Annotated in this window: 19 protein-coding genes, 1 tRNA gene and 1 pseudogene; 10 read left to right on the top strand and 11 right to left on the bottom strand. The window is 69.0% G+C overall.

Translation table 11 applies throughout. The features are described from left to right. Positions 1-11 precede the first annotated feature (11 nt). Both ABD374_RS01310 and ABD374_RS01305 read right to left on the bottom strand, forming a co-directional pair. Entirely contained in the window at positions 12-1,868 is a 1,857-nt protein-coding gene (locus tag ABD374_RS01310; protein WP_344489211.1) for a lasso peptide isopeptide bond-forming cyclase, read from the bottom strand. A gap of 24 nt (positions 1,869-1,892) precedes the next feature. After that, the gene (locus ABD374_RS01305; protein ID WP_344489209.1) at positions 1,893-2,003 is read right to left on the bottom strand and encodes a keywimysin-related RiPP; all 111 of its coding nucleotides are present in this window, start codon (positions 2,001-2,003) and stop codon (positions 1,893-1,895) included. A gap of 657 nt (positions 2,004-2,660) precedes the next feature. On the opposite strand from ABD374_RS01305, the gene ABD374_RS01300 reads away from it, so the two are divergent. The 3 genes from ABD374_RS01300 (at position 2,661) to ABD374_RS01290 (ending at position 6,044) form a co-directional block, all read left to right on the top strand. Continuing rightward, complete coding sequence (locus ABD374_RS01300) at positions 2,661-5,069, top strand: PA14 domain-containing protein (RefSeq protein ID WP_344489206.1); 2,409 nt, start codon at positions 2,661-2,663, stop codon at positions 5,067-5,069. Between the two features lie 274 nt (positions 5,070-5,343). Beyond that, a complete protein-coding gene (locus ABD374_RS01295; RefSeq protein ID WP_344489203.1) occupies positions 5,344-5,604 on the top strand; it encodes a ribbon-helix-helix domain-containing protein in 261 nt (86 codons plus the stop codon). After that, positions 5,601-6,044, top strand: coding sequence for a PIN domain-containing protein (locus ABD374_RS01290; protein ID WP_344489200.1), 444 nt, complete (start codon positions 5,601-5,603; stop codon positions 6,042-6,044). Before ABD374_RS01295 ends, ABD374_RS01290 begins: the two co-directional genes overlap by 4 nt. Positions 6,045-6,399: 355 nt before the next feature. On the opposite strand, the gene ABD374_RS01285 is transcribed toward ABD374_RS01290, so the two are convergent. The 4 genes from ABD374_RS01285 to ABD374_RS01270 form a co-directional block, all read right to left on the bottom strand. Continuing rightward, positions 6,400-6,801: a PIN domain-containing protein gene (locus ABD374_RS01285; protein WP_344489197.1), complete on the bottom strand. Its 402-nt coding sequence runs from the start codon at positions 6,799-6,801 to the stop codon at positions 6,400-6,402. Further along, positions 6,798-7,046 carry a type II toxin-antitoxin system CcdA family antitoxin gene (locus ABD374_RS01280; RefSeq protein WP_344489193.1) on the bottom strand — a complete coding sequence of 83 codons (249 nt, stop codon included), beginning with the start codon at positions 7,044-7,046 and terminating at the stop codon, positions 6,798-6,800. The genes ABD374_RS01285 and ABD374_RS01280 overlap by 4 nt, the downstream gene beginning before the upstream one ends. Positions 7,047-7,339: 293 nt before the next feature. Then, positions 7,340-8,569: a DUF4365 domain-containing protein gene (locus tag ABD374_RS01275; RefSeq protein WP_344489190.1), complete on the bottom strand. Its 1,230-nt coding sequence runs from the start codon at positions 8,567-8,569 to the stop codon at positions 7,340-7,342. 259 nt (positions 8,570-8,828) lie between these two features. Next, a tRNA-Gly gene (locus ABD374_RS01270) sits at positions 8,829-8,899 on the bottom strand. A gap of 187 nt (positions 8,900-9,086) precedes the next feature. Here ABD374_RS01270 and ABD374_RS01265 point away from each other — a divergent pair. The 3 genes from ABD374_RS01265 (at position 9,087) to ABD374_RS01255 (ending at position 10,428) form a co-directional block, all read left to right on the top strand. Beyond that, positions 9,087-9,260, top strand: a complete 174-nt coding sequence (locus tag ABD374_RS01265; protein ID WP_344489187.1) for a hypothetical protein — start codon at positions 9,087-9,089, stop codon at positions 9,258-9,260. Between the two features lie 80 nt (positions 9,261-9,340). After that, positions 9,341-9,916, top strand: coding sequence for a dCTP deaminase (gene dcd / locus ABD374_RS01260; RefSeq protein WP_093799907.1), 576 nt, complete (start codon positions 9,341-9,343; stop codon positions 9,914-9,916). Between the two features lie 8 nt (positions 9,917-9,924). Then, entirely contained in the window at positions 9,925-10,428 is a 504-nt protein-coding gene (locus ABD374_RS01255; protein WP_093799906.1) for a phosphoribosyltransferase, read from the top strand. 108 nt (positions 10,429-10,536) lie between these two features. Here the strand turns inward: ABD374_RS01255 and ABD374_RS01250 are convergent, their stop codons facing one another. From ABD374_RS01250 to ABD374_RS01230, 5 genes and pseudogenes are all read right to left on the bottom strand, one after another. Beyond that, entirely contained in the window at positions 10,537-11,448 is a 912-nt protein-coding gene (locus ABD374_RS01250) for a Yip1 family protein (RefSeq protein WP_344489178.1), read from the bottom strand. A 187-nt stretch (positions 11,449-11,635) separates the two neighbouring features. Then, a pseudogene (locus tag ABD374_RS01245) lies at positions 11,636-11,767 on the bottom strand (FG-GAP repeat domain-containing protein); the annotation flags it as partial. Positions 11,768-11,866: 99 nt separating this feature from the next. Continuing rightward, positions 11,867-11,989 carry a hypothetical protein gene (locus ABD374_RS01240; RefSeq protein ID WP_344489175.1) on the bottom strand — a complete coding sequence of 41 codons (123 nt, stop codon included), beginning with the start codon at positions 11,987-11,989 and terminating at the stop codon, positions 11,867-11,869. Positions 11,990-12,232: 243 nt separating this feature from the next. Then, positions 12,233-14,509, bottom strand: a complete 2,277-nt coding sequence (locus ABD374_RS01235; RefSeq protein WP_344489172.1) for a (Fe-S)-binding protein — start codon at positions 14,507-14,509, stop codon at positions 12,233-12,235. A gap of 141 nt (positions 14,510-14,650) precedes the next feature. Further along, entirely contained in the window at positions 14,651-15,142 is a 492-nt protein-coding gene (locus ABD374_RS01230; RefSeq protein ID WP_344489169.1) for a sugar transferase, read from the bottom strand. Positions 15,143-15,322: 180 nt separating this feature from the next. Between ABD374_RS01230 and dnaK the strand changes: the two genes are divergently transcribed. Genes dnaK through ABD374_RS01210 form a run of 4 tightly spaced genes read left to right on the top strand, consistent with a single transcriptional unit; the run spans position 15,323 to position 19,543 of the window. Further along, positions 15,323-17,179 carry a molecular chaperone DnaK gene (gene dnaK, locus ABD374_RS01225; protein ID WP_344489166.1) on the top strand — a complete coding sequence of 619 codons (1,857 nt, stop codon included), beginning with the start codon at positions 15,323-15,325 and terminating at the stop codon, positions 17,177-17,179. Beyond that, on the top strand, positions 17,176-17,853 hold the full coding sequence (gene grpE, locus ABD374_RS01220; RefSeq protein WP_344489163.1) for a nucleotide exchange factor GrpE: 678 nt from the start codon (positions 17,176-17,178) through the stop codon (positions 17,851-17,853). Before dnaK ends, grpE begins: the two co-directional genes overlap by 4 nt. A 48-nt stretch (positions 17,854-17,901) precedes the next feature. Continuing rightward, positions 17,902-19,092 (top strand): molecular chaperone DnaJ, encoded by a 1,191-nt coding sequence (dnaJ, locus tag ABD374_RS01215; protein WP_344489160.1) that lies wholly within the window; start codon positions 17,902-17,904, stop codon positions 19,090-19,092. Between the two features lies 1 nt (position 19,093). Then, a complete protein-coding gene (locus tag ABD374_RS01210; RefSeq protein WP_344489157.1) occupies positions 19,094-19,543 on the top strand; it encodes a heat shock protein transcriptional repressor HspR in 450 nt (149 codons plus the stop codon). Positions 19,544-19,597: the final 54 nt, after the last annotated feature.

Raw genomic sequence — 19,597 nt, 5'->3', positions numbered from 1 at the left:
GGGAGCCGTGGTCAGGAGGAGGTGGGCGTCCTGCGGCCGGTCGTCCGGTCGAGTCCGCGCAGCCACACCTCGGCGGCGATGGTCGAGTAGAGGATCGCGTCGCGCAGTTCGGGTGTGCCCGGCCGCTGGGCCAGCCGGCGCAGGGCCGCGCCGTCGACCAGTCCGAGCTGTTCCAGCCGCGAGTCCTCCCAGAGCGCCAGCAGGTCGGCGCGGTGTTCGCGCAGTCCGTTGGCGGCGTCCATGGACGCGGCGGCCTTGTTGGTGCGCCGCAGGCACGCGTCGGGCACGATCCCGCTCATGGCGGCGGTCAGGAGGGGCTTGTACCGCCAGGGCGTGACGCGCTCGCTCGGGCGGACCGCGAGGCATGCCTCGATCACCCGGTCGTCGAAGAACGGCGATGCCATCGGCACCCCGGCCCGGGCCGCCATCCGGTCCCACTGGCGGAGGACGCGGGTGCAGGAAAGGATCTGTTCGAGGTCGGCGTGCAGGCCGCGGTCCGGGTGGAGCGGGACCACGTGCGCGGCGGCCTCGCGCAGCGCCCGCCGGGCCGCCCGTTCGGCGTCGGGGGTGACCCAGTCGAAGAGGCGAGGGGGCATGCCCCAGCCGAGACCGGTGCTGACGCCGGCGGGCGCGGGGTCCCGCAGGTGACCGCCGGAGTCGGCCAGCCACTTCCCGTACGGCCGTGAATCGGCCAGCGCACGTACCGTGTCCGCGAGCGGCCACTGCCACAGGGCCCGGAAGCCGCGCAGCTGGCGGACGGCGAACAGCGGGCGGGTGCGCAGCAGCCGGTGGTAGTACGCCTCGGAGCACCAGGCCACGTGGTCGCCCCCGATGCCGGTCAGGTGAAGCCGGCTGCCGCGCCCGGCCAGGGCGGGCAGGTGGTGCAGGACCCGTGAGCGGTCCATGACGCCGATGGTCGGTTCGTCCAGCAGGTCGTCGATGCCGAGCAGGTCGTCGTAGACCAGCGGCGAGGCGTCGGCGTCCCAGACGACGTGCTCGACGTCCGGCAGGGACCGGGCGGCCTGTTCGGCCCAGTACAGATCGGTGTCGGCGGGGTCGCGCCCCGGCCAGGTGCTCGCCACCACGCGGGCCGGTGACCGCGCGGCCAGGAAGCAGACGGAGGTGGAGTCGAGGCCGCCGGACAGATCGCAGCTGACCACGCCGCCCCGGCGCGTACGGGCGTCGACGGCCTCGGTGAGGGCCGCACGGACGAGGGGCGCGCCGTCGGCGAGCGTGCGCACCGGCTCGGGCGGTGTCCACCAGCGCGAGTGGCGTACGGTCCGCCCGTCCGCCGCGACGATCAGCGCGTCGTGCGGGGAGACCGCGGTGATGCCCCGCCACATGGGTGCCTCGGCGAGCGGATGGGGTACCGGCCACAGCAGCCGGACGGCCAGCTGCTCCTCGTCCGGACCGGCGCCGAGAGCGGTGGCGAGTACGTCGGCCCGGGTGGCGGCCACCTGCGTTCCGCCGACGCGGGCGTGGAAGACCAGCCGGAGACCGGACGCGGTGCCCTGCACCCTGATCCGCCCGTCGAGCGCGGCGACGAGGTGGAAGCTCCCGGGGAGGGAACGGGCCAGTGCGTCGAGTCCGGCGAGATCGCGCAGCCGCGCGGCATGCCGTTCGAGCTCCGCGGCGTCGATGGGGCAGCAGCCGATGACGGCGAGGGCCGTGTGGCCGGCGCGCGCGGTGACGATCTCCTGGTCGTGCCACCGCCCCACCAGCCAGGGCCGGCCCGAGGCGTGATTCAGGGTCCGTGTTCCGGGGCGGGAGAGGGAGCGGGCCACGGCGGCCGCGTCCTCACGGTCGGTGAAGACCGTGAAGTGCGCGTCGCCGGGGCCCGCCCCCGCACTCTCGTGCAGCTCAGTCATGACGTCGGATCAGAGCCTCGGCCGTCAGTTCTTGCTCAGGATCAGCCGGTCGTTGCCGGAGCTCCGCAGCAGCCCGGTCTTCTTCCGGAACGTCCCGAGCCGGGCGAGGGTCGGTGCTTCGTAAGCCTTCTTCATGACTTCTCCTCACGTGCAGGTGGCACGGCCGCCTCCCTGGCCGGCCGCGCACCGGAAGCCGGTGCACTGCCGCCCTGCCCAGGGCTCATCGGGAGCCCGGAGCGAAGGAGCGGGCGTACGCAATAGCTACCTGCACACAGCGATGCCGTGACAAGGGCGCGGAAGAAAATAGGATCAAATGCAAATTCGGCTGAGGTCGGGCGACCGCGCCGCGTCTCATGAAGTCCGTCAAGCACGGAACGCGGGGCGAGCGGAGCGCGTGCGAGAGTGCAGAAACGTTTCGACCTGGAATCGCACAGCACACAGCGGGCGCGGCGAGAAGGCGGGACGAAGGGGTACGGGACGGAGCCGCCGGGGCGCACTCCGGTCTTGTCACCGCACTTCCTTCCCTGCTCGGCCCGGTCCTGGAACTCGGTGTTCTTCACGGCGTGGAACGTGGGCTTCGCCGGGCGAACCGCGGATCGCTCCATGCCGCCGGCGGGCCCCGGTGCGCCGGCGCCGGGCGGGGCGAGGTACTGGAGACCTTGCCCCCCGAACGACGGGGCCGTCACCGCTGCGGTGACCGGCCGGGGCTCGTACAACCAATCGGCGCTCCCGTCGGTCCTGTTCGGCGACGTGCCGATCGACATCTGCCGCTGAACAGGACCCAAGGACTTGATGAACCCAGCCAGACGCACCACCGCCACCGCCTTGGCTCTGGCCACGGCAGGCGGAGTGCTCTACGCCACCGCCGTACCCGCCTCCGCGGCGGTGAGCTGCGCCTCCCCCGTCTTCACACGGCAGTTCTTCGCGAACACGACGTTCACGGGCACGCCGAAGAAGACGGACTGCGACTCCACGATCGACCAGAACTGGGGCACGGGCGCTCCCGTCTCCGGCGTACCGTCCAACAACTTCGGCGTGCGCTGGTCGGTGACGCGCGACTTCGGCTCGGGCGGCCCCTTCACGTTCACGGCGTCCGCCCAGGACGGCGTACGGGTCTACCTCGACGGTGTCCGCAAGATCGACCTGTGGAAGAACGTCTCCGGCACCGTCAGGAAGACGGTCGACGTGACGATTCCCAGTGGCAAGCACGCGCTCCGCATCGACTTCGTCAACTGGACGGGCTCCGCGGACGTCAAGTACGCCTACACGCCGCGCACCTCCGTCGACGTCGACAAGGTCAAGCCCCTCACCCCGACGGGCGCGGCCGTTTCCTACGACACCACCACCGGAGCGGCCAAGTTCACCTGGTCCAGGAACAGCGAGATGGACCTTGCGAACTACCGGATTCACCGGCGGCTGAAGGGCACGGCGTATCCCGGCAAGCCGCTCGCGACGACCACCGCCACGTCGTACACCGACAGCACCCTGCCGAAGACCGGCGAGGCCTTTTACTACGAGGTGCGGGCCGTCGACAAGGCGGGCAACATCTCCGGCGGCAGCGCCGACCGGCTCGTGACCACCGTCGACAGGACGCCGCCCGCCGCGCCCTTCGTGGAGTGGGACGCGTGCCCGTCCGGCCAGCCCTACGCGGCCCCGCAGCTGGTCACCACCGCGAAGAACGCCACCGACATCGCCTGGTACGAGATGCAGCGGCTCGACGCCGCCACGAACCGCTGGAGCACCGTCCACTCCGGCGCCAAGGGTGCGATCTGCGACACCGGCTATCCGGCCGACGGCAGCAAGGTCACCTACCGGGGCCGGGCCCGGGACGCCGCCGGGAACTGGTCGGCGTACTCGGCCGCCACGACGTTCACCACCCCCGACCTGACCCCGCCGGCCGCCGTCACGCAGCTGCGCGTCGAGTACCGGTCGGGCGTTCCGCATCTGCTGTGGTCGCCCGTCACCGGGGCCGCCTCGTACCAGGTCCTCCAGTACGACCCGGCGACCGGCGGCTATGACGACGCCCGGCCCGGGGGGAGCACGGCCACGCAGACCGACGTGGTGCCGCGTCAGCTGGCCGCCGTCGCCGACAGCTACCGGTACGCGGTGCGCTCGGTGGACGCCAAGGGCAACGCCGCCGCGCCGGTGGAGATCACGCTGAAGATGGCCGACCGGCCGGAAGCGATCCCCGCCTTCAAGACCACCGCCCACAGGTTCGGTGAGGGGGTGATGGTGGAGTGGAGCAGCGTCGACCCGTGGACCGTCGACGAAACGCCCCTTCCGACGTACAAGATCGTCCGCACCGACACCGCGACCGGCGAGACCGGCGTCGTGGACAAGTGCAAGCCGTTCACCTCGCAGGACGAGCCGCTGGAGGACCCGGAGACGTACTGGACCTGGGCGGACGACGCCCCCCTGTCCGCTCGCAAGCAGGTCAACGGCGTCTGCTGGGACGTCCAGGGCACGTCGGAGACGACGTACGAGTACCGGGTCGTGACGACCGACCGGTACGGGCGTGTCTCTCAGCCCGGCCCGGCCGCCACGGAGACCACCCCGGACACCGAGCGTCCCGCCCCGGTGCGGGACCTGACCGCGGAACGCGTCCCGCTCGGCGTCCGGCTGACCTGGACGCCGCCCGCCGACGCCGACGTCACCGGCTACCACGTGTGGCAGGGCGTCACGGACCCGGACAGCGGCGAGACGGTCTGGAAGGAGAACTGCTGGACCGGCAGCTCCCTGGCCACGACCGAGATCCTCTGCCCGACCGTCCCCGACGGCGCCACCCACGTCTACAAGGTGGCCGCCACGGACGACCGGCTCCAGCACGACGACGAGCCGCTCGACGTCCTCCGCCCCGCCGAGGTCTCGGTCACCCTGCCCGACACCCGGCCGCCGGGCTGGACGGAGACCGAGGTCCGTGAGGACCAGTACCCGGAGCTGTACGTCGGCTGCTCCGAGAGCGCCGGCCTCGGGGACTGCTCCCGGTTCGCGAGCTATCGCGTGGAACGCTGGGACCCCGCCACGGCCGCCTACGTCACCCTGGCCGAGGGCACGGCGGGTGACACCGCGTTCCACATGGACACCACGGTGCACGAGGACCGGCTCGGCCTGTACTACTACCGCGTCGTACGCCTGGACGCCTCGGGCGCCGAGGCCGTGAGCCGTTCGACGGCGTACGGCATCTGGGACTCCTGGCTCTGAGCAGGACGTGAGAGGGGCCCGGAGAATCCGCCGGGCCCCTCTCGCACGCCCGTGAGGGCCATTCCGGCCACTGCTTACTCCTCCGGATGGCACGTAGTGGCACGGGGCCCTCGGAGGAGTGCCCTCGCGGCGGTGACTTCACTCGGGCCACGGGAAGCAGGGGACGCGGCTTCGGCGTGGATGACCTGTGGTCGTCGAGGCGCTGCGAGCGCGTGATGTTTCCTGGCCAGCGCGCAGACGTACATCACTTTGGTACATGGACTAGGGCTGGTACATGCCGATGAAGCGGACTAACGTCTACGCCGACCCGGAAGACCTCGCGATCATCAAAGAAGCGGCCAAACGCCGCGGTATAAGCGAGGCTGAGATCATCAGGCAAGGAATCCATCTCGCCGCGATGGCCAACCGGGTATGGGACGAGCCACTGTTCTCCCGTACCTTCCCCGGCCCGGGGCGCACCTTTCGTAATGACGAAGTGCGTGACACCGTCGCCGACGCCGTCCGGCGCGAGACGGATCCCGGAACCGCTGCGTGATCATCGTCATCGCCGATACGTCCGGCCTGTTGGCCGCCCTCGATTCAACGCACCCGGAGCGCGAGGCGGCCCAGGAAGCGATCATGGCCGCCGGGCTGCTCGTCATGTCTCCGCTGCTGTTGGCCGAACTCGATCACGTGGCTACCCGGGAACTCGGCCGTGAGGCCGCGGTGGGTGCGATCGAGGACATCCGGGGCTGGATGCGCCGCGGTCGGGTCTCTGTACCCGAGATTACTGAGGAACGCCTGGGCGTTGCCCAATCCGTCCGTGCCCGCTACCTGGGAATCGATCTCGATCTGGCTGACGCGGTGAATGTGGCCCTGGCGGGCGACTACGACACCGATGCGATTCTCACCCTGGACCGGCGCGGCTTTCGTGCCGTCCGCCCTCTCGGCCGCCACAAAGCGTTCCGAGTCCTGCCCGACGACTTGCCCCTCTGACGGCCCGGGGCCAACTGATGCTTCCTTGTGGGGCCTGAAGCCCGCAGGAGAGGCTCGGAGGGTGCGCTACACCTGAGCCGCTCCAGACGACAAAGAAGCCCCGGGCCGATGGCCTGGGGCTTTCGCTTGGAGCGGGTGACGAGAATCGAACTCGCGCTCTGAGCTTGGGAATCAACGGTTCTTGAACGGTCGTATTGGATCTGACCTGCATGTTTGGCCGAGGCGTGAGAAGTCGGAGTGGACTCCGGGCGCCGTACATGACCGCTGTTGTCCGCTCGGCTGGGCACGGATGGGGCACGGGCGGCGGCAGTGCAACACAACCTGCCGAGGTGCATGCTCCGGGTGGGCCGGCGGGTCAGAGAGGGATGATGCGGACCTGGCTGCCGCAGAGCTTGGTCATGTCGTCGCTGTCGGACGTCAGCAGGGCGACGGGTTTCGGCTGGCGCAGGGCGACTTCGGCGACCGTGGCGTCGATGGCGTACTTGTGTCCGTGCAGTCCGGCGCCTTTGAGGAGCTCCGCTGCCGCTTTGGCTGCTTGCTCGGTGACCGGTTCTACCTTGATACGGGACAGGGCCCAGTTCAGGCGGGGAATGTTGGTACGGGAGTGGCTGACTTCCACGATGGTGTTCGCGCCGATCACGAGATCGGCTCCCATGTCGTGGAAGACCTGCAGCATTGCGAGGAGTTTGCGGTCCTGCGCGATCCAGGCGGAGAGCCCCTCTGAGTCCAGGACGACGGTTTCGATGCGCTCGCTCACGCGGCGTCCGCATTCTTGGTGGAGTCGCTGGCGCCAAGGATCTTTGCGCGGGCTTCGGCGAGCTCCTCGTCGCTGAAGTGACCGTGTTCTTCCTCGTGGCGGCGAAGGTCGTTGCCCAGGAGCTGGTGCCTGATCTGGCGGGCTACGGCTTCCGCTACGTAGCCGGAAACGTTGTCCGTGAGCTTGCGGAGCTCCGCCACCTGATCGCTGGGGAGCGTGACGGTGATGCGAGTCGTTGAGGGCACACGAAAAGCATACTGCAGTATGCAGGGGGTGGCTTGCGGTGCTCCGGTACTCGCGGTGGGGCGGGAGCAGCGGTGTCTTGGTAGGCAAGCGAAAGGCCCTGGCCGGCGCGCTTCTTCGACTTGGCCAGGCGAGGTGCCCTTGGATTTCGGAAGCATCTCCAGAGAAGTTGTGACGCGGTCGCAGTGTCGGTCGGCTGACGGCGTCGCCGTCAGGTACTGACGATCACGGCGACGATCCGGATGCGGCTCCCTCCCTGTTGGGCGGGCTGCGGGGCTGTGCACCCTGTTCGCGTTCATCGAGCCTGTGACGTGGGTGTCGTCGGCCCGGGGATGCGCCACACGATTCGGACCTGTTCGTCGAGGGGGAGAGAGGGGCCACCTACGTAGATGCATTGGATGAGATAGAGGATGGCCAGCCGGTATGCCTCCGGTTCGATGTCGTCCACCGTCTCCACCGTTGCCCGGCTGAGCTTGTGCACCTGTCGGACGACACGTGGGTCGGTTTCGAGGGAGCCGAGTTCGGCGACGATGTTCGGTTCCAGATCGGTTTCCTCTCGCATCGCTCGGATTGAGCGCTGCACGAGGTCGGGCTCGGCATCGATGCGGTCGGGTATGCAGTCGAGCACGTATGTATGGATGACGTCCGCTTCGATACTGCCGTGTTCCTTGAGTTCCTCCCCGGTGCAACTTGGATATTCCTCGCACTCGACGAGTTCGCCTTCCGGACCTTCGTCGGCTTGTCGGGTGGAGGCGAAGCACGCAACCACCCACATGATCTCGGTTCGGTTCAGCCCCAGGTCCTCGGCGGTCCACAGATCGGGGTCCAGGATCTCGCGGCCGTTCGAGGTTTCCGACATCGGAAGCTCGGACCGCATCAGCGACTCCAGAGTGACCCAAGCTGGTTCCCACTCCTGGGTGCTGAGCAGCAGCGTCGCCACTACGTCGCCCGGGCGCTTCCAGAAGATGAGGTCATCGTCGTCGCCGTTGACGAAGTGAAGAACGTGATCTGCAGGGGCGAATTCGGCTCCGGACATTTCCTCGAGATGGGTGAGGACGGCTTGCCGACCCCGATAGCGCCCGACGTAGCGGCGTGCCTGGGCGACAAAGGAATTTATGGTGGTGTTGTCCAGCACCGCATTGGGGCTGATCCCGATGAAGTGTGGTGCATTGAAGGAACCGAAGCGGCGGAGTTGTTGGGTGGCGTTTGCCCAGTACAGGTTCTTGCTGTTTGGGTCGTACACCACGCAGTAGACAGGGATGTTGCCCTCTGACCAGGTATCGCGATGCCGGTCGACGGGCACGACGTAGCCGTTGCCTCGACGCCAGCTGTCCCCTCCCTTGACCTGGACTTTGATCGTGTCGCTGGTGACATCCCCGTCATCGGTGAAGGTGACGTAGAAATCCTCACCGAAGTCGTTCTGCCCGGATATCTCCTGCACGATGTGGTCGTGCTCCTCAAGCAGCGTGCGCAGCGCGTTCACCGCAGCCTGGCCTACGCGCCGCCCTTTGGGGATCTTCGGCATGCCACTCTCTCCACAGGTTCCTCGTCTGCCCAGGCGGACCGTGACAGCCCCGCCCTCGGCTACCTTGCACCATGCGTCTGACATCGAATCTGCGGAGTGGGCGGATGACCAGGCACAGACCAGGAGCGCACCGAAGCGCTGGCACATCCAGGAGTGGCGTCCGCGGGGTGGGAGTAGGCGGTGCGGAGGTGGTGCGCGGCCCCTGAGAGGTCTAGGCAACGAACAAGGCCCCGGTCGCTGACCGGGGCCTTCATCAAAGAGCGGGTGACGAGAATCGAACTCGCGCTCTGAGCTTGGGAAGCTCATGTTCTACCATTAAACTACACCCGCGCAGCGGGCCGTTGACCGGCGCCGCGTCGTCCGACAGTGTACCCCACCCCCCGGCCCCGTGTCTGTGATGGCGGTTTTCGGGTTCGGGTGGGGTCGTACCTTGGAGGGCGGAGTGCCGCCTGGAGGGGCGTCCTCTTCATCCCCTAATGTGGCGTTCTCGTCCATGCTTTGTTGGGGAAGGGACTTGATGGACCTGATGGAGCCCACCGTCGTCCGTTGTGCCGAAGGGCACGTGTTCAGCACCACATCATTCCCGCTGCAGCGGCTCGGAGCCGGCCGGATCGGGCCGGGGCGGCTCATCCGCTGCCCGCGCTGCGCCCGGCTGCGGAATGCCGTGCCGGTGGTGCTGGAGCAGCGTTAGCGCAGGCAGTGACCGGCAGTGAGGAGCGCGCGGGGCCGTTCGATTGGGGCGGGCCCGCGCGTTCTGCGTATCCTCGGGGCGTGCTTCTCTCAGACAAGGACATCCGGGCCGAGATCGACGCCGGACGCGTGCGTATTGATCCGTACGACGAATCCATGGTGCAGCCCTCGAGCATCGACGTGCGGCTCGACCGCTACTTCCGGGTGTTCGAGAACCACCGTTACCCGCACATCGACCCGGCTGTGGAGCAGTCGGACCTGACGCGGGAGGTGGAGCCGGAGGGGGATGAGGCGTTCATCCTGCACCCCGGTGAGTTCGTGCTGGCGTCGACCTACGAGACGATCACGCTGCCGGACAATCTCGCGTCGCGGCTGGAAGGCAAGAGCTCGCTCGGACGGCTCGGGCTCGTCACGCACTCGACCGCCGGATTCATCGACCCCGGCTTCTCCGGGCACGTGACGCTGGAGCTGTCGAACCTGGCGACGCTGCCGATCAAGCTGTGGCCCGGTATGAAGATCGGGCAGCTGTGCATGTTCCAGCTGAGCTCGCCCACCGAGTTCCCGTACGGCTCCGAGCGGTACGGGTCGCGTTATCAGGGACAGCGCGGGCCGACGGCCTCGCGGTCCTTCCTCAATTTCCATCGGACGCAGGTGTGATGCCGGGTATGGGTAAGAGTGACGTGCGGGAGAACCTGACGTACGAGGGGTTCGGCAACGCGGTGCGCGAGCTCGCGCAGACCATCGCCGACGACGGGTACGAGCCCGACATCGTGCTGAGCATCGCGCGCGGCGGGGTCTTCGTGGCGGGCGGGCTGGCGTACGCGCTCGACGTCAAGAACATCCATCTGGTCAACGTCGAGTTCTACACCGGGGTCGGTACGACCCTGGAGATGCCGGTGATGCTGGCGCCGGTGCCGAACGTGATCGACTTCAGCAACAAGAAGGTGCTGATCGCCGACGACGTGGCGGACACGGGCAAGACGCTCAAGCTCGTGCACGACTTCTGCCTCGATCATGTGGCGGAGGTGCGCAGCGCGGTCATCTACGAGAAGGCGCACTCGCTCGTGAAGTGCGAGTACGTGTGGAAGCGCACCGACGAGTGGATCAATTTCCCCTGGTCGGTCGCTCCGCCGGTTATCCGTCGGGCGGGGCAGGTCCTCGACGCCTGACGAGGCGGAGAGGCGGAGAAGTGGGAAGGGCCCCGGCGCGGTGTCGCGCCGGGGCCCTTCTTCCGTTGCCGTGCGGGGTACGACGGCGTGGTGCGCCGACGGGGTACGTCAGATCGTGCCCAGCTTGATCAGGGACAGCAGCGCCACCAGCTGGATCGCGGACGCGCCCAGGGCCTTCTGCCACGGCAGGTCGTGCGACTTGCTCACCATCGAGGTGAACAGGGCGCCCGCCGCCAGCCAGGTCACCCAGCCGAGCACCTGGACCAGCCCGTTCTCGCCGCCCAGGAACAGCGCGAAGACCAGGCGCGGGGCGTCCGACAGGGACATGATCAGCATCGAGAGGCCGATGGTCGGCTGCCAGGAGCCGTTGCCGCCGAGCTGGCGGGCGAGCGTGTGCGTCACCGCGCCCAGGATCAGACCGCAGACGACCACCGCGACACCGGTGGTGAGGACGTACGGGATGACGTTGGTCAGGGTCGCGCTGATGACCTCTTCGCGGGCCTTGTCGAAGCCGAAGATCGCGAGCAGTCCGTAGAGGAACGTCACGGTCAGGGCCGGGCCCCAGACCGGGTAGTCGCGCATCTGCCAGAACGTCGGTCCCGGGCGCAGCACGATGCCGCTCAGCAGCTGCTTCCAGTGCAGGCGCGGGCCCGCGGGCGGGGCGGGGCTGTCGCCGGCGTGGTAGGTACTGCCGTCGCCGTACGGGTCCTCGCCGATGCTGAACGCCTGGGTGTGACCCGGATTGTTGTTGCTGTTGGCGTACGGGTCACCTCCTGCGGGGCCGCCGTGGCTGCCGTGACCGCCCTGGGCGTGGCCCGGGTGCGGGTCGCCGAAGTATTCGGGCTCGCCGTGCTGTCCGCCGTACTGCGGTGTCTGCGGCCACTGCTGCTGGCCGTACGGGGCCTGAGGCGGTGTTGCCTGCTGCCCGTACGGCTGTTGCTGCCGTTGCTGCGGTTGCCGCTGCGGTTGTTGTTGCGGGGTGCGGTTGTCCCGGCCGCGTCCGATCCTGAATCCAGCCACGAATCGAACGTACCTGGTCCGGGTGGGTGGCATGCCGGGCCTGCGGCAACAGGCCCGGCTTTGCGGCCGAGCTGTGACATCCCCTAGGGGATCGGACGGGACCGGACGGGTCCGGACGGGACCAGGGGATCGGACGGGGCTGAGGGGCGGGTGGGACCGGACGGGCGTCAGCCCGAGGTGTTGAGGCGTCGCCGCACACGGGGTGGCCGGGCCACTCGTCGCCGAACCGGGCGCGCTCGGGGATGCGCGGCTCGACCGCCCTGCCGGTGAGGCCGTCCGCGGAGCCGAAGAGGATCTGGAGCGGTACGGGCGGCACAGGGGCACCACCGGTCGCCGGCCGGTGGTGCCCCTGTGCCGCCCGGTGCTCGTGCGTCACGTACACGGACGGATCAGCGGCCGAAGGCCGCGCCGGGGCGTGTCAGTTGGCGGCGTTGCCGCCGAGGACGGGGGCGCCGGTCGTGGAGACGCCGACGTCGGACGGGCCGATGGAGCGGGCGCCCGAGGTCGTGATCCGGGAGTCGTCGGACGGGAGGTGGGACACGAGGTGTCCGGCGCAGAGGAGACCGCCGGTGGGGCAGGAGAGTTGTACGGGGCCCGACCACATCTCCGAGGGCCCGACCACAACTCCGAGGACCCGACCAGATCTCCGAGGTCCCTGCCGGATCTCCGAGGGTCGGTCATGTCTCCGGGGGCTCCGCGGCGACGCGCCCCGCACGCCGACGGCCGGCCCCGCCGGGAAGGCGGGACCGGCCGTCGGTAGGGCGCGAGGCGGTTCGAGAGGCGGTTACGGAACGGGCTGCTGGTCCGCCGCCGACTCGGGCTCTTCCGTACCGGACGGGCCGGACGGATCGGCCGGGGTCTTCACCGAGTCGAGGAGCAGCTGAGCCACGTCCACGACCTGGAGGGATTCCTTCGCGGCGCCGTCGTTCTTCTTGCCGTTGACCGAGTCGGTGAGCATGACCAGGCAGAACGGGCAGGCCGTCGACACGATGTCCGGGTTGAGGGACAGCGCCTCGTCGACGCGCTCGGTGTTGATGCGCTTGCCGATCCGCTCCTCCATCCACATCCGCGCACCGCCGGCGCCGCAGCAGAAGCCGCGCTCCTTGTGGCGGTGCATCTCCTGCTGGCGCAGGCCCGGGACGGCCGACATGATCTCGCGCGGGGGCGTGTAGACCTTGTTGTGGCGGCCCAGGTAGCAGGGGTCGTGGTACGTGATCAGACCCTCGACCGGCGTCACCGGGACCAGCTTGCCCTCGTCGATGAGGTGCTGGAGCAGCTGCGTGTGGTGGATGACCTCGAACTCGCCGCCCAGCTGCGGGTACTCGTTCGCGATCGTGTTGAAGCAGTGCGGGCAGGTCGCGACGATCTTCTTCGACGACTTGGGCTTGCGGGTCGACGGGTCTTCGTCGTCCTCGCCGTACGCCATGTTCAGCATCGCCACGTTCTCCTGGCCGAGCTGCTGGAACAGCGGCTCGTTGCCCAGGCGGCGGGCCGAGTCACCGGTGCACTTCTCGTCGCCGCCCATGATCGCGAACTTGACGCCCGCCATGTGGAGCAGTTCGGCGAAGGCCTTGGTGGTCTTCTTCGCCCGGTCCTCCAGGGCGCCCGCGCAGCCGACCCAGTAGAGGTACTCGACCTCGGACAGGTCCTCGATCGTCTTGCCGACGATCGGCACCTCGAAGTCGACCTCCTTGGTCCACTCGACGCGCTGCTTCTTGGCCAGCCCCCAGGGGTTGCCCTTCTTCTCCAGGTTCTTGAGCATCGTGCCCGCCTCGGACGGGAACGCGGACTCGATCATCACCTGGTAGCGGCGCATGTCGACGATGTGGTCGACGTGCTCGATGTCGACCGGGCACTGCTCGACGCACGCGCCGCAGGTGGTGCAGGACCACAGCACGTCCGGGTCGATGACGCCGTTCTCCTCCAGCGTGCCGATCAGCGGACGCTCGGCCTCCGCGAGAGCGGACGCGGGCACGTCCTTCAGCTGCTCGGCCGTCGCCTTCTCGTCGCCCTCCATGGTCTTGCCGCCGCCCGCGAGCAGGTACGGCGCCTTGGCGTGCGCGTGGTCGCGCAGCGACATGATCAGGAGCTTCGGGGAGAGCGGCTTGCCGGTGTTCCAGGCGGGGCACTGCGACTGGCAGCGGCCGCACTCGGTGCAGGTGGAGAAGTCGAGGATGCCCTTCCAGCTGAACTGCTCGACCTGGGAGACGCCGAAGGTGTCGTCCTCGCCCGGGTCCTCGAAGTCGATCTCCTTGCCGCCGCTGGTCATCGGCCGGAGCGCGCCCAGGGCGACGGAGCCGTCGTCCTCACGCTTGAACCAGATGTTGGGGAAGGCGAGGAAGCGGTGCCACGCCACACCCATGTCGGTGTTCAGCGAGACGGTGATCATCCAGATCAGCGAGGTGCCGATCTTGATCATCGCGGTGAGGTAGATCAGCGTCTGGAGCGTGGAGACGCTCAGCCCGTCGAAGGCGAGGACGAGCGGGTACGACACGAAGTACGCGGCGTCGTAGCCGTCGACGTGGTGGATCGCGCCTTCGAGGCCGCGCAGCACCAGGATCGCCAGGCCGATCGTCAGGATGATGTACTCGACGAAGTACGCCTGCCAGGCCTTGGAGCCCGCGAAACGCGACTTGCGGCCGGCCCGGGAGGGCAGGTTGAGCAGCCGGATCGCCATCAGGACGAGGATGCCCACCACCGTCATCAGGCCGATGAACTCGATGTACATCTCGAACGGCAGGAAGCCGCCGAGGACCGGCAGCACCCAGTCCGCCCGGAACAGTTGACCGTACGCCTGGGCGAGGGTCGGCGGCAGCGTCAGGAAGCCGATCGCGACGAACCAGTGCGCGACGCCGACGATCCCCCACTTGTTCATCCGGCTGTGGCCGAGGAATTCCTTGGCCAGGGTGATCGTGCGCTGCTTCGGGCTGCCGGTGCGGCTGCCCGCGGGGACGGGCTGGCCCAGCTTGACGAACCGGTAGATCTGCGCGACGGCTCGGGCGATGAGCGCAACGCCGACCACGGTCAGGACCAACGACACGATGATCGCGGCGAGTTGCATGAGGGGGCTCCTCGGGCGTGCGAGGGTGGGAGGTCTATGGGATTACTAAGCGGTAACTTAATCATTCCGTGCTGAGCGTACCCACTTATGCCGCCGCACTGTAGTTGCGCACGCGGTGATCTGTGTCGCGTAAGGGTTCCCTCAGCCCCGTGCGGCGAGGACCGCGGGAACGGTGCGGGCGAGGATCGCCAGGTCGAGACCGAGCCAGTGGTGCTCGATGTAGTGCAGATCCAGTATCTCCATCTCCTCCCACGGCAGGCCCGGCCGCCCGCCGACCTGCCACAGGCCGGTGACGCCCGGCCGCACCAGCAGGCGCACCCGGGTGGCCGACGGATGGTCCGGGGGCAGCGCGCGCGGCCCGACCAGGGACATCTCGCCCCGCACCGCGTGGAACAGGTGCGGGAGCAGGTCGAGGCGCGACCGGCGCAGCAGTCGGCCGGTCGCGGTGCGGGGGTCGGTGCGCAGCGTCAGCATGCCGAAGGGGCGCCCGGCCAGGCCGGCACGGGTCCGGCGTACGAGGACCGGGCCCGGCGACGTCACGGCCACGGCCGCGGCGGCGAGGAGCAGGGCGGGGAGGGCGAGCAGCAGCAGGACGGGGGCGACCGTCAGGTCGAAGATCCGCTTTGCGGGCATGTGCTGCACTTTTTCATGCCTTTCGCCCCGAGATGGCGCTCCATCGAGTGGTGGCGTGCCGCGCGCCTGCCCATAAGGGCCGCATAAGAGTTGAGCCCCCCCGACTCAGGTCTGTTGACGCGGCGGGATACGTCGTGCATCCTTGAGCCTGTTCCACTCAAGTCAGCTGGAGGAATCGAAATGGCACGTGCGGTCGGCATCGACCTGGGCACCACCAACTCCGTCGTCAGCGTTCTGGAGGGCGGCGAGCCCACCGTCATCACCAACGCCGAAGGGGCCAGGACCACGCCGTCCGTCGTCGCTTTCGCGAAGAACGGTGAAGTGCTGGTCGGCGAGGTTGCCAAGCGCCAGGCGGTCACCAACGTCGACAGGACGATCCGGTCGGTCAAGCGCCACATGGGCACCGACTGGAACATCGAGCTCGACGGCAAGAAGTTCAACCCGCAGCAGATGAGCGCCTTCATCCTGCAGAAGCTGAAGCGCGACGCGGAGGCGTACCTGGGCGAGAAGGTGGCCGACGCGGTCATCACCGTCCCGGCGTACTTCAACGACTCCGAGCGTCAGGCGACGAAGGAGGCCGGCGAGATCGCGGGCCTGAACGTCCTGCGCATCGTCAACGAGCCGACCGCCGCCGCCCTGGCGTACGGCCTCGACAAGGACGACCAGACGATCCTCGTCTTCGACCTCGGTGGCGGCACCTTCGACGTCTCGCTGCTGGAGATCGGCGACGGCGTCGTCGAGGTGAAGGCCACCAACGGTGACAACCACCTCGGTGGTGACGACTGGGACCAGCGCGTCGTCGACTACCTCGTGAAGCAGTTCCACTCCGGCCACGGCGTGGACCTCTCCAAGGACAAGATGGCGCTCCAGCGTCTGCGCGAGGCGGCCGAGAAGGCCAAGATCGAGCTGTCCTCCTCCACCGAGACCTCGATCAACCTGCCGTACATCACGGCGTCGGCCGAGGGCCCGCTGCACCTGGACGAGAAGCTCACACGCTCGCAGTTCCAGCAGCTGACCGCCGACCTCCTGGACCGCTGCAAGACGCCGTTCCACAACGTCATCAAGGACGCGGGCATCCAGCTCTCCGAGATCGACCACGTCGTTCTCGTCGGTGGCTCGACCCGCATGCCGGCCGTCGCCGAGCTCGTCAAGGAGCTCACGGGGGGCCAGGACGCCAACAAGGGTGTGAACCCGGACGAGGTCGTCGCCATCGGCGCCTCGCTCCAGGCCGGTGTCCTCAAGGGTGAGGTCAAGGACGTCCTGCTCCTCGACGTCACGCCCCTGTCTCTCGGTATCGAGACCAAGGGCGGCATCATGACCAAGCTCATCGAGCGCAACACCACGATCCCGACCAAGCGCTCCGAGATCTTCACGACGGCCGAGGACAACCAGCCGTCCGTGCAGATCCAGGTCTACCAGGGCGAGCGCGAGATCGCGGCGTACAACAAGAAGCTCGGCATGTTCGAGCTGACCGGTCTGCCGCCGGCCCCGCGCGGGGTCCCGCAGATCGAGGTCGCCTTCGACATCGACGCCAACGGCATCATGCACGTCGCCGCGAAGGACCTCGGCACCGGCAAGGAGCAGAAGATGACCGTCACCGGCGGCTCCTCGCTGCCGAAGGACGAGGTCAACCGGATGCGCGAAGAGGCCGAGAAGTACGCGGACGAGGACCACAAGCGCCGCGAGGCCGCCGAGACGCGCAACCAGGCCGAGCAGCTCGTCTACCAGACGGAGAAGTTCCTCAAGGACAACGAGGACAAGGTTCCGGGTGACGTGAAGACCGAGGTCGAGACCGCCGTCGGCGAGCTGAAGGAGAAGCTCAAGGGCGAGGACACCGCCGAGATCCGCACGGCGACCGAGAAGGTCGCGGCCGTCTCCCAGAAGCTGGGCCAGGCCATGTACGCCAACGCCGAGGGTGCCCAGGCCGCGGGCGGCGACGCTCCCGGCGCCGAGCAGGCCAAGGCGGACGACGACGTCGTGGACGCCGAGATCGTCGACGACGAGAAGGACGCCGGCCGTCAGGGAGGCGCCGCATGACGGAGGAGACTCCGGGCTTCGAGGAGAAGCCCGACGTCCCTTCCGGCGCCACTCCCGAAGACGCCGAACCGCAGGCCGCCGCGCCCGACAAGGCAGGGACCGACTCCGCGGAGGAGTCGGACCCGGCAGCCCCGGCGGGGGACGTACAGGACGTAGCTCTGACGGCGCAGCTGGACCAGGCACGCATGGCGCTCAACGAGCGCACCGCGGACCTCCAGCGGCTCCAGGCGGAGTACCAGAACTACCGTCGCCGCGTGGAGCGGGACCGGGTCACGGTCAAGGAGATCGCCGTCGCGAACCTCCTGACCGAGCTCCTCCCGACCCTCGACGACATCGGCCGCGCGCGGGAGCACGGCGAGCTGGTGGGCGGGTTCAAGTCGGTGGCCGAATCGCTGGAGACGGTCGCCGCCAAGATGGGCCTGCAGCAGTTCGGCAAGGAGGGCGAGTCCTTCGACCCGACGATCCACGAGGCGCTGATGCACTCGTACGCACCGGACGTCGAAGAGACGACGTGTGTCGCGATCCTGCAGCCGGGTTACCGGATCGGCGAGCGGACCATCCGCCCCGCGCGGGTCGCGGTGGCCGAGCCCCAGCCCGGCGCCGCGCCCGCCAAGGCGGACGAGCCCGCGGCCAAGGCTCCGGACGAGGAGAGCGGTGGCCCGGACGAGGGCTGACGCGACCAGGAGCAGTACACGTAACGGCAGGAAGGAGGGGCGTCGGGGATGAGCACGAAGGACTTCGTCGAGAAGGACTACTACAAGGTTCTCGGCGTCCCGAAGGACGCCACCGAGGCCGAGATCAAGAAGGCGTACCGGAAGCTCGCCCGCGAGTTCCACCCGGACGCCAACAAGGGCGACGCCAAGGCGGAGGACCGCTTCAAGGAGATCTCCGAGGCGAACGACGTCCTCGGCGACTCCAAGCGGCGCAAGGAGTACGACGAAGCGCGTGCTCTGTTCGGGAACGGCGGCTTCAGGCCGGGCCCGGGCGCCGGGGGCGGCACCTTCAACTTCGACCTGGGCGACCTCTTCGGAGGCGCCCAGGGCGGGGCCCAGACCGGCGGTGCCGGCGGGTTCGGCGGCGGCCTCGGGGACGTGTTCGGGGGCCTGTTCAACCGGGGCGCCGGTCCGGGTGCGCGTACGGGTACGCAGCCGCGCCGCGGCCAGGACATCGAGTCCGAGGTGACGCTCAGCTTCACCGAGGCGGTCGACGGGGCCACGGTCCCGCTGCGGATGTCCAGCCAGGCGCCCTGCAAGGCGTGTTCCGGCACCGGCGACAAGAACGGCACGCCCCGCGTGTGCCCGACCTGCGTCGGTACGGGACAGGTGTCGCGCGGCGGCGGTGGCGGCTTCTCGCTCACCGACCCGTGCGTCGACTGCCGGGGCCGCGGGCTCATCGCCCAGGATCCCTGCGACGTGTGCAAGGGAAGCGGCCGCGCCAAGTCGTCGCGCACCATGCAGGTCCGCATCCCGGCGGGCGTCTCCGACGGCCAGCGGATCCGGCTCCGCGGCAAGGGCAGTCCCGGCGAACGGGGCGGCCCGGCCGGCGACCTGTACGTCGTGGTCCACGTGGACGCCCACCCGGTCTTCGGCCGCAAGGGCGACAACCTCACCGTCACCGTGCCCGTCACCTTCGTGGAGGCGGCGCTCGGCGGCGAGGTGAAGGTCCCGACGCTGGGCGGGCCGCCGGTCACCCTCAAGCTGCCGGCCGGTACGCCGGGCGGCCGCACGATGCGCGCCCGCGGCAAGGGCGCGGTGCGCAAGGACGGCACCCGCGGCGACCTGCTGGTCACCGTGGAGGTCGAAGTGCCCAGGAGCCTTGACGACAAGGCCCGCCAGGCACTGGAGTCCTACCGTGAGGCGACCGCGGGGGAGGACCCGCGGGCGGAGCTGTTCCAGGCCGCGAAGGGAGCATGAGATGGACCCGCGCCAGCGTCGCAATCCGTACCAGCTGACCGACGAGACGCCGGTGTACGTCATCTCGGTCGCGGCACAGCTCTCCGGTCTGCACCCGCAGACCCTGCGGCAGTACGACCGCCTCGGCCTGGTCTCCCCCGACCGCACGGCCGGGCGCGGCCGGCGCTACTCGGCCCGTGACATCCAGATGCTCCGCCAGGTGCAGCAGCTGTCGCAGGACGAGGGCATCAACCTGGCCGGCATCAAGCGCATCATCGAGCTGGAGAACCAGGTGATCGCGCTCCAGCAGCGCGTCGCCGAACTCTCGGCGGCGGTGGAGGGCGCGGCGAGCGCGCTGCAGCAGCGCGAGGCGCAGGTGCACGCGTCGTACCGGCGCGACCTGGTCCGGTACGAGGACGTGCGGCAGGCGAGCGCGCTGGTGGTCTGGCGGCCGAAGAGGCCGTCGGAGTAGCTCCGTCGGACACGCGAAGGCCCGGCACCCCGTGAGCGGGGGCCGGGCCTCTCG

Source organism: Streptomyces enissocaesilis (assembly GCF_039533765.1).
Taxonomy (GTDB): Bacteria; Actinomycetota; Actinomycetes; order Streptomycetales; family Streptomycetaceae; genus Streptomyces; species Streptomyces enissocaesilis.
This window is presented reverse-complemented; position numbering and strand designations above follow the sequence as displayed.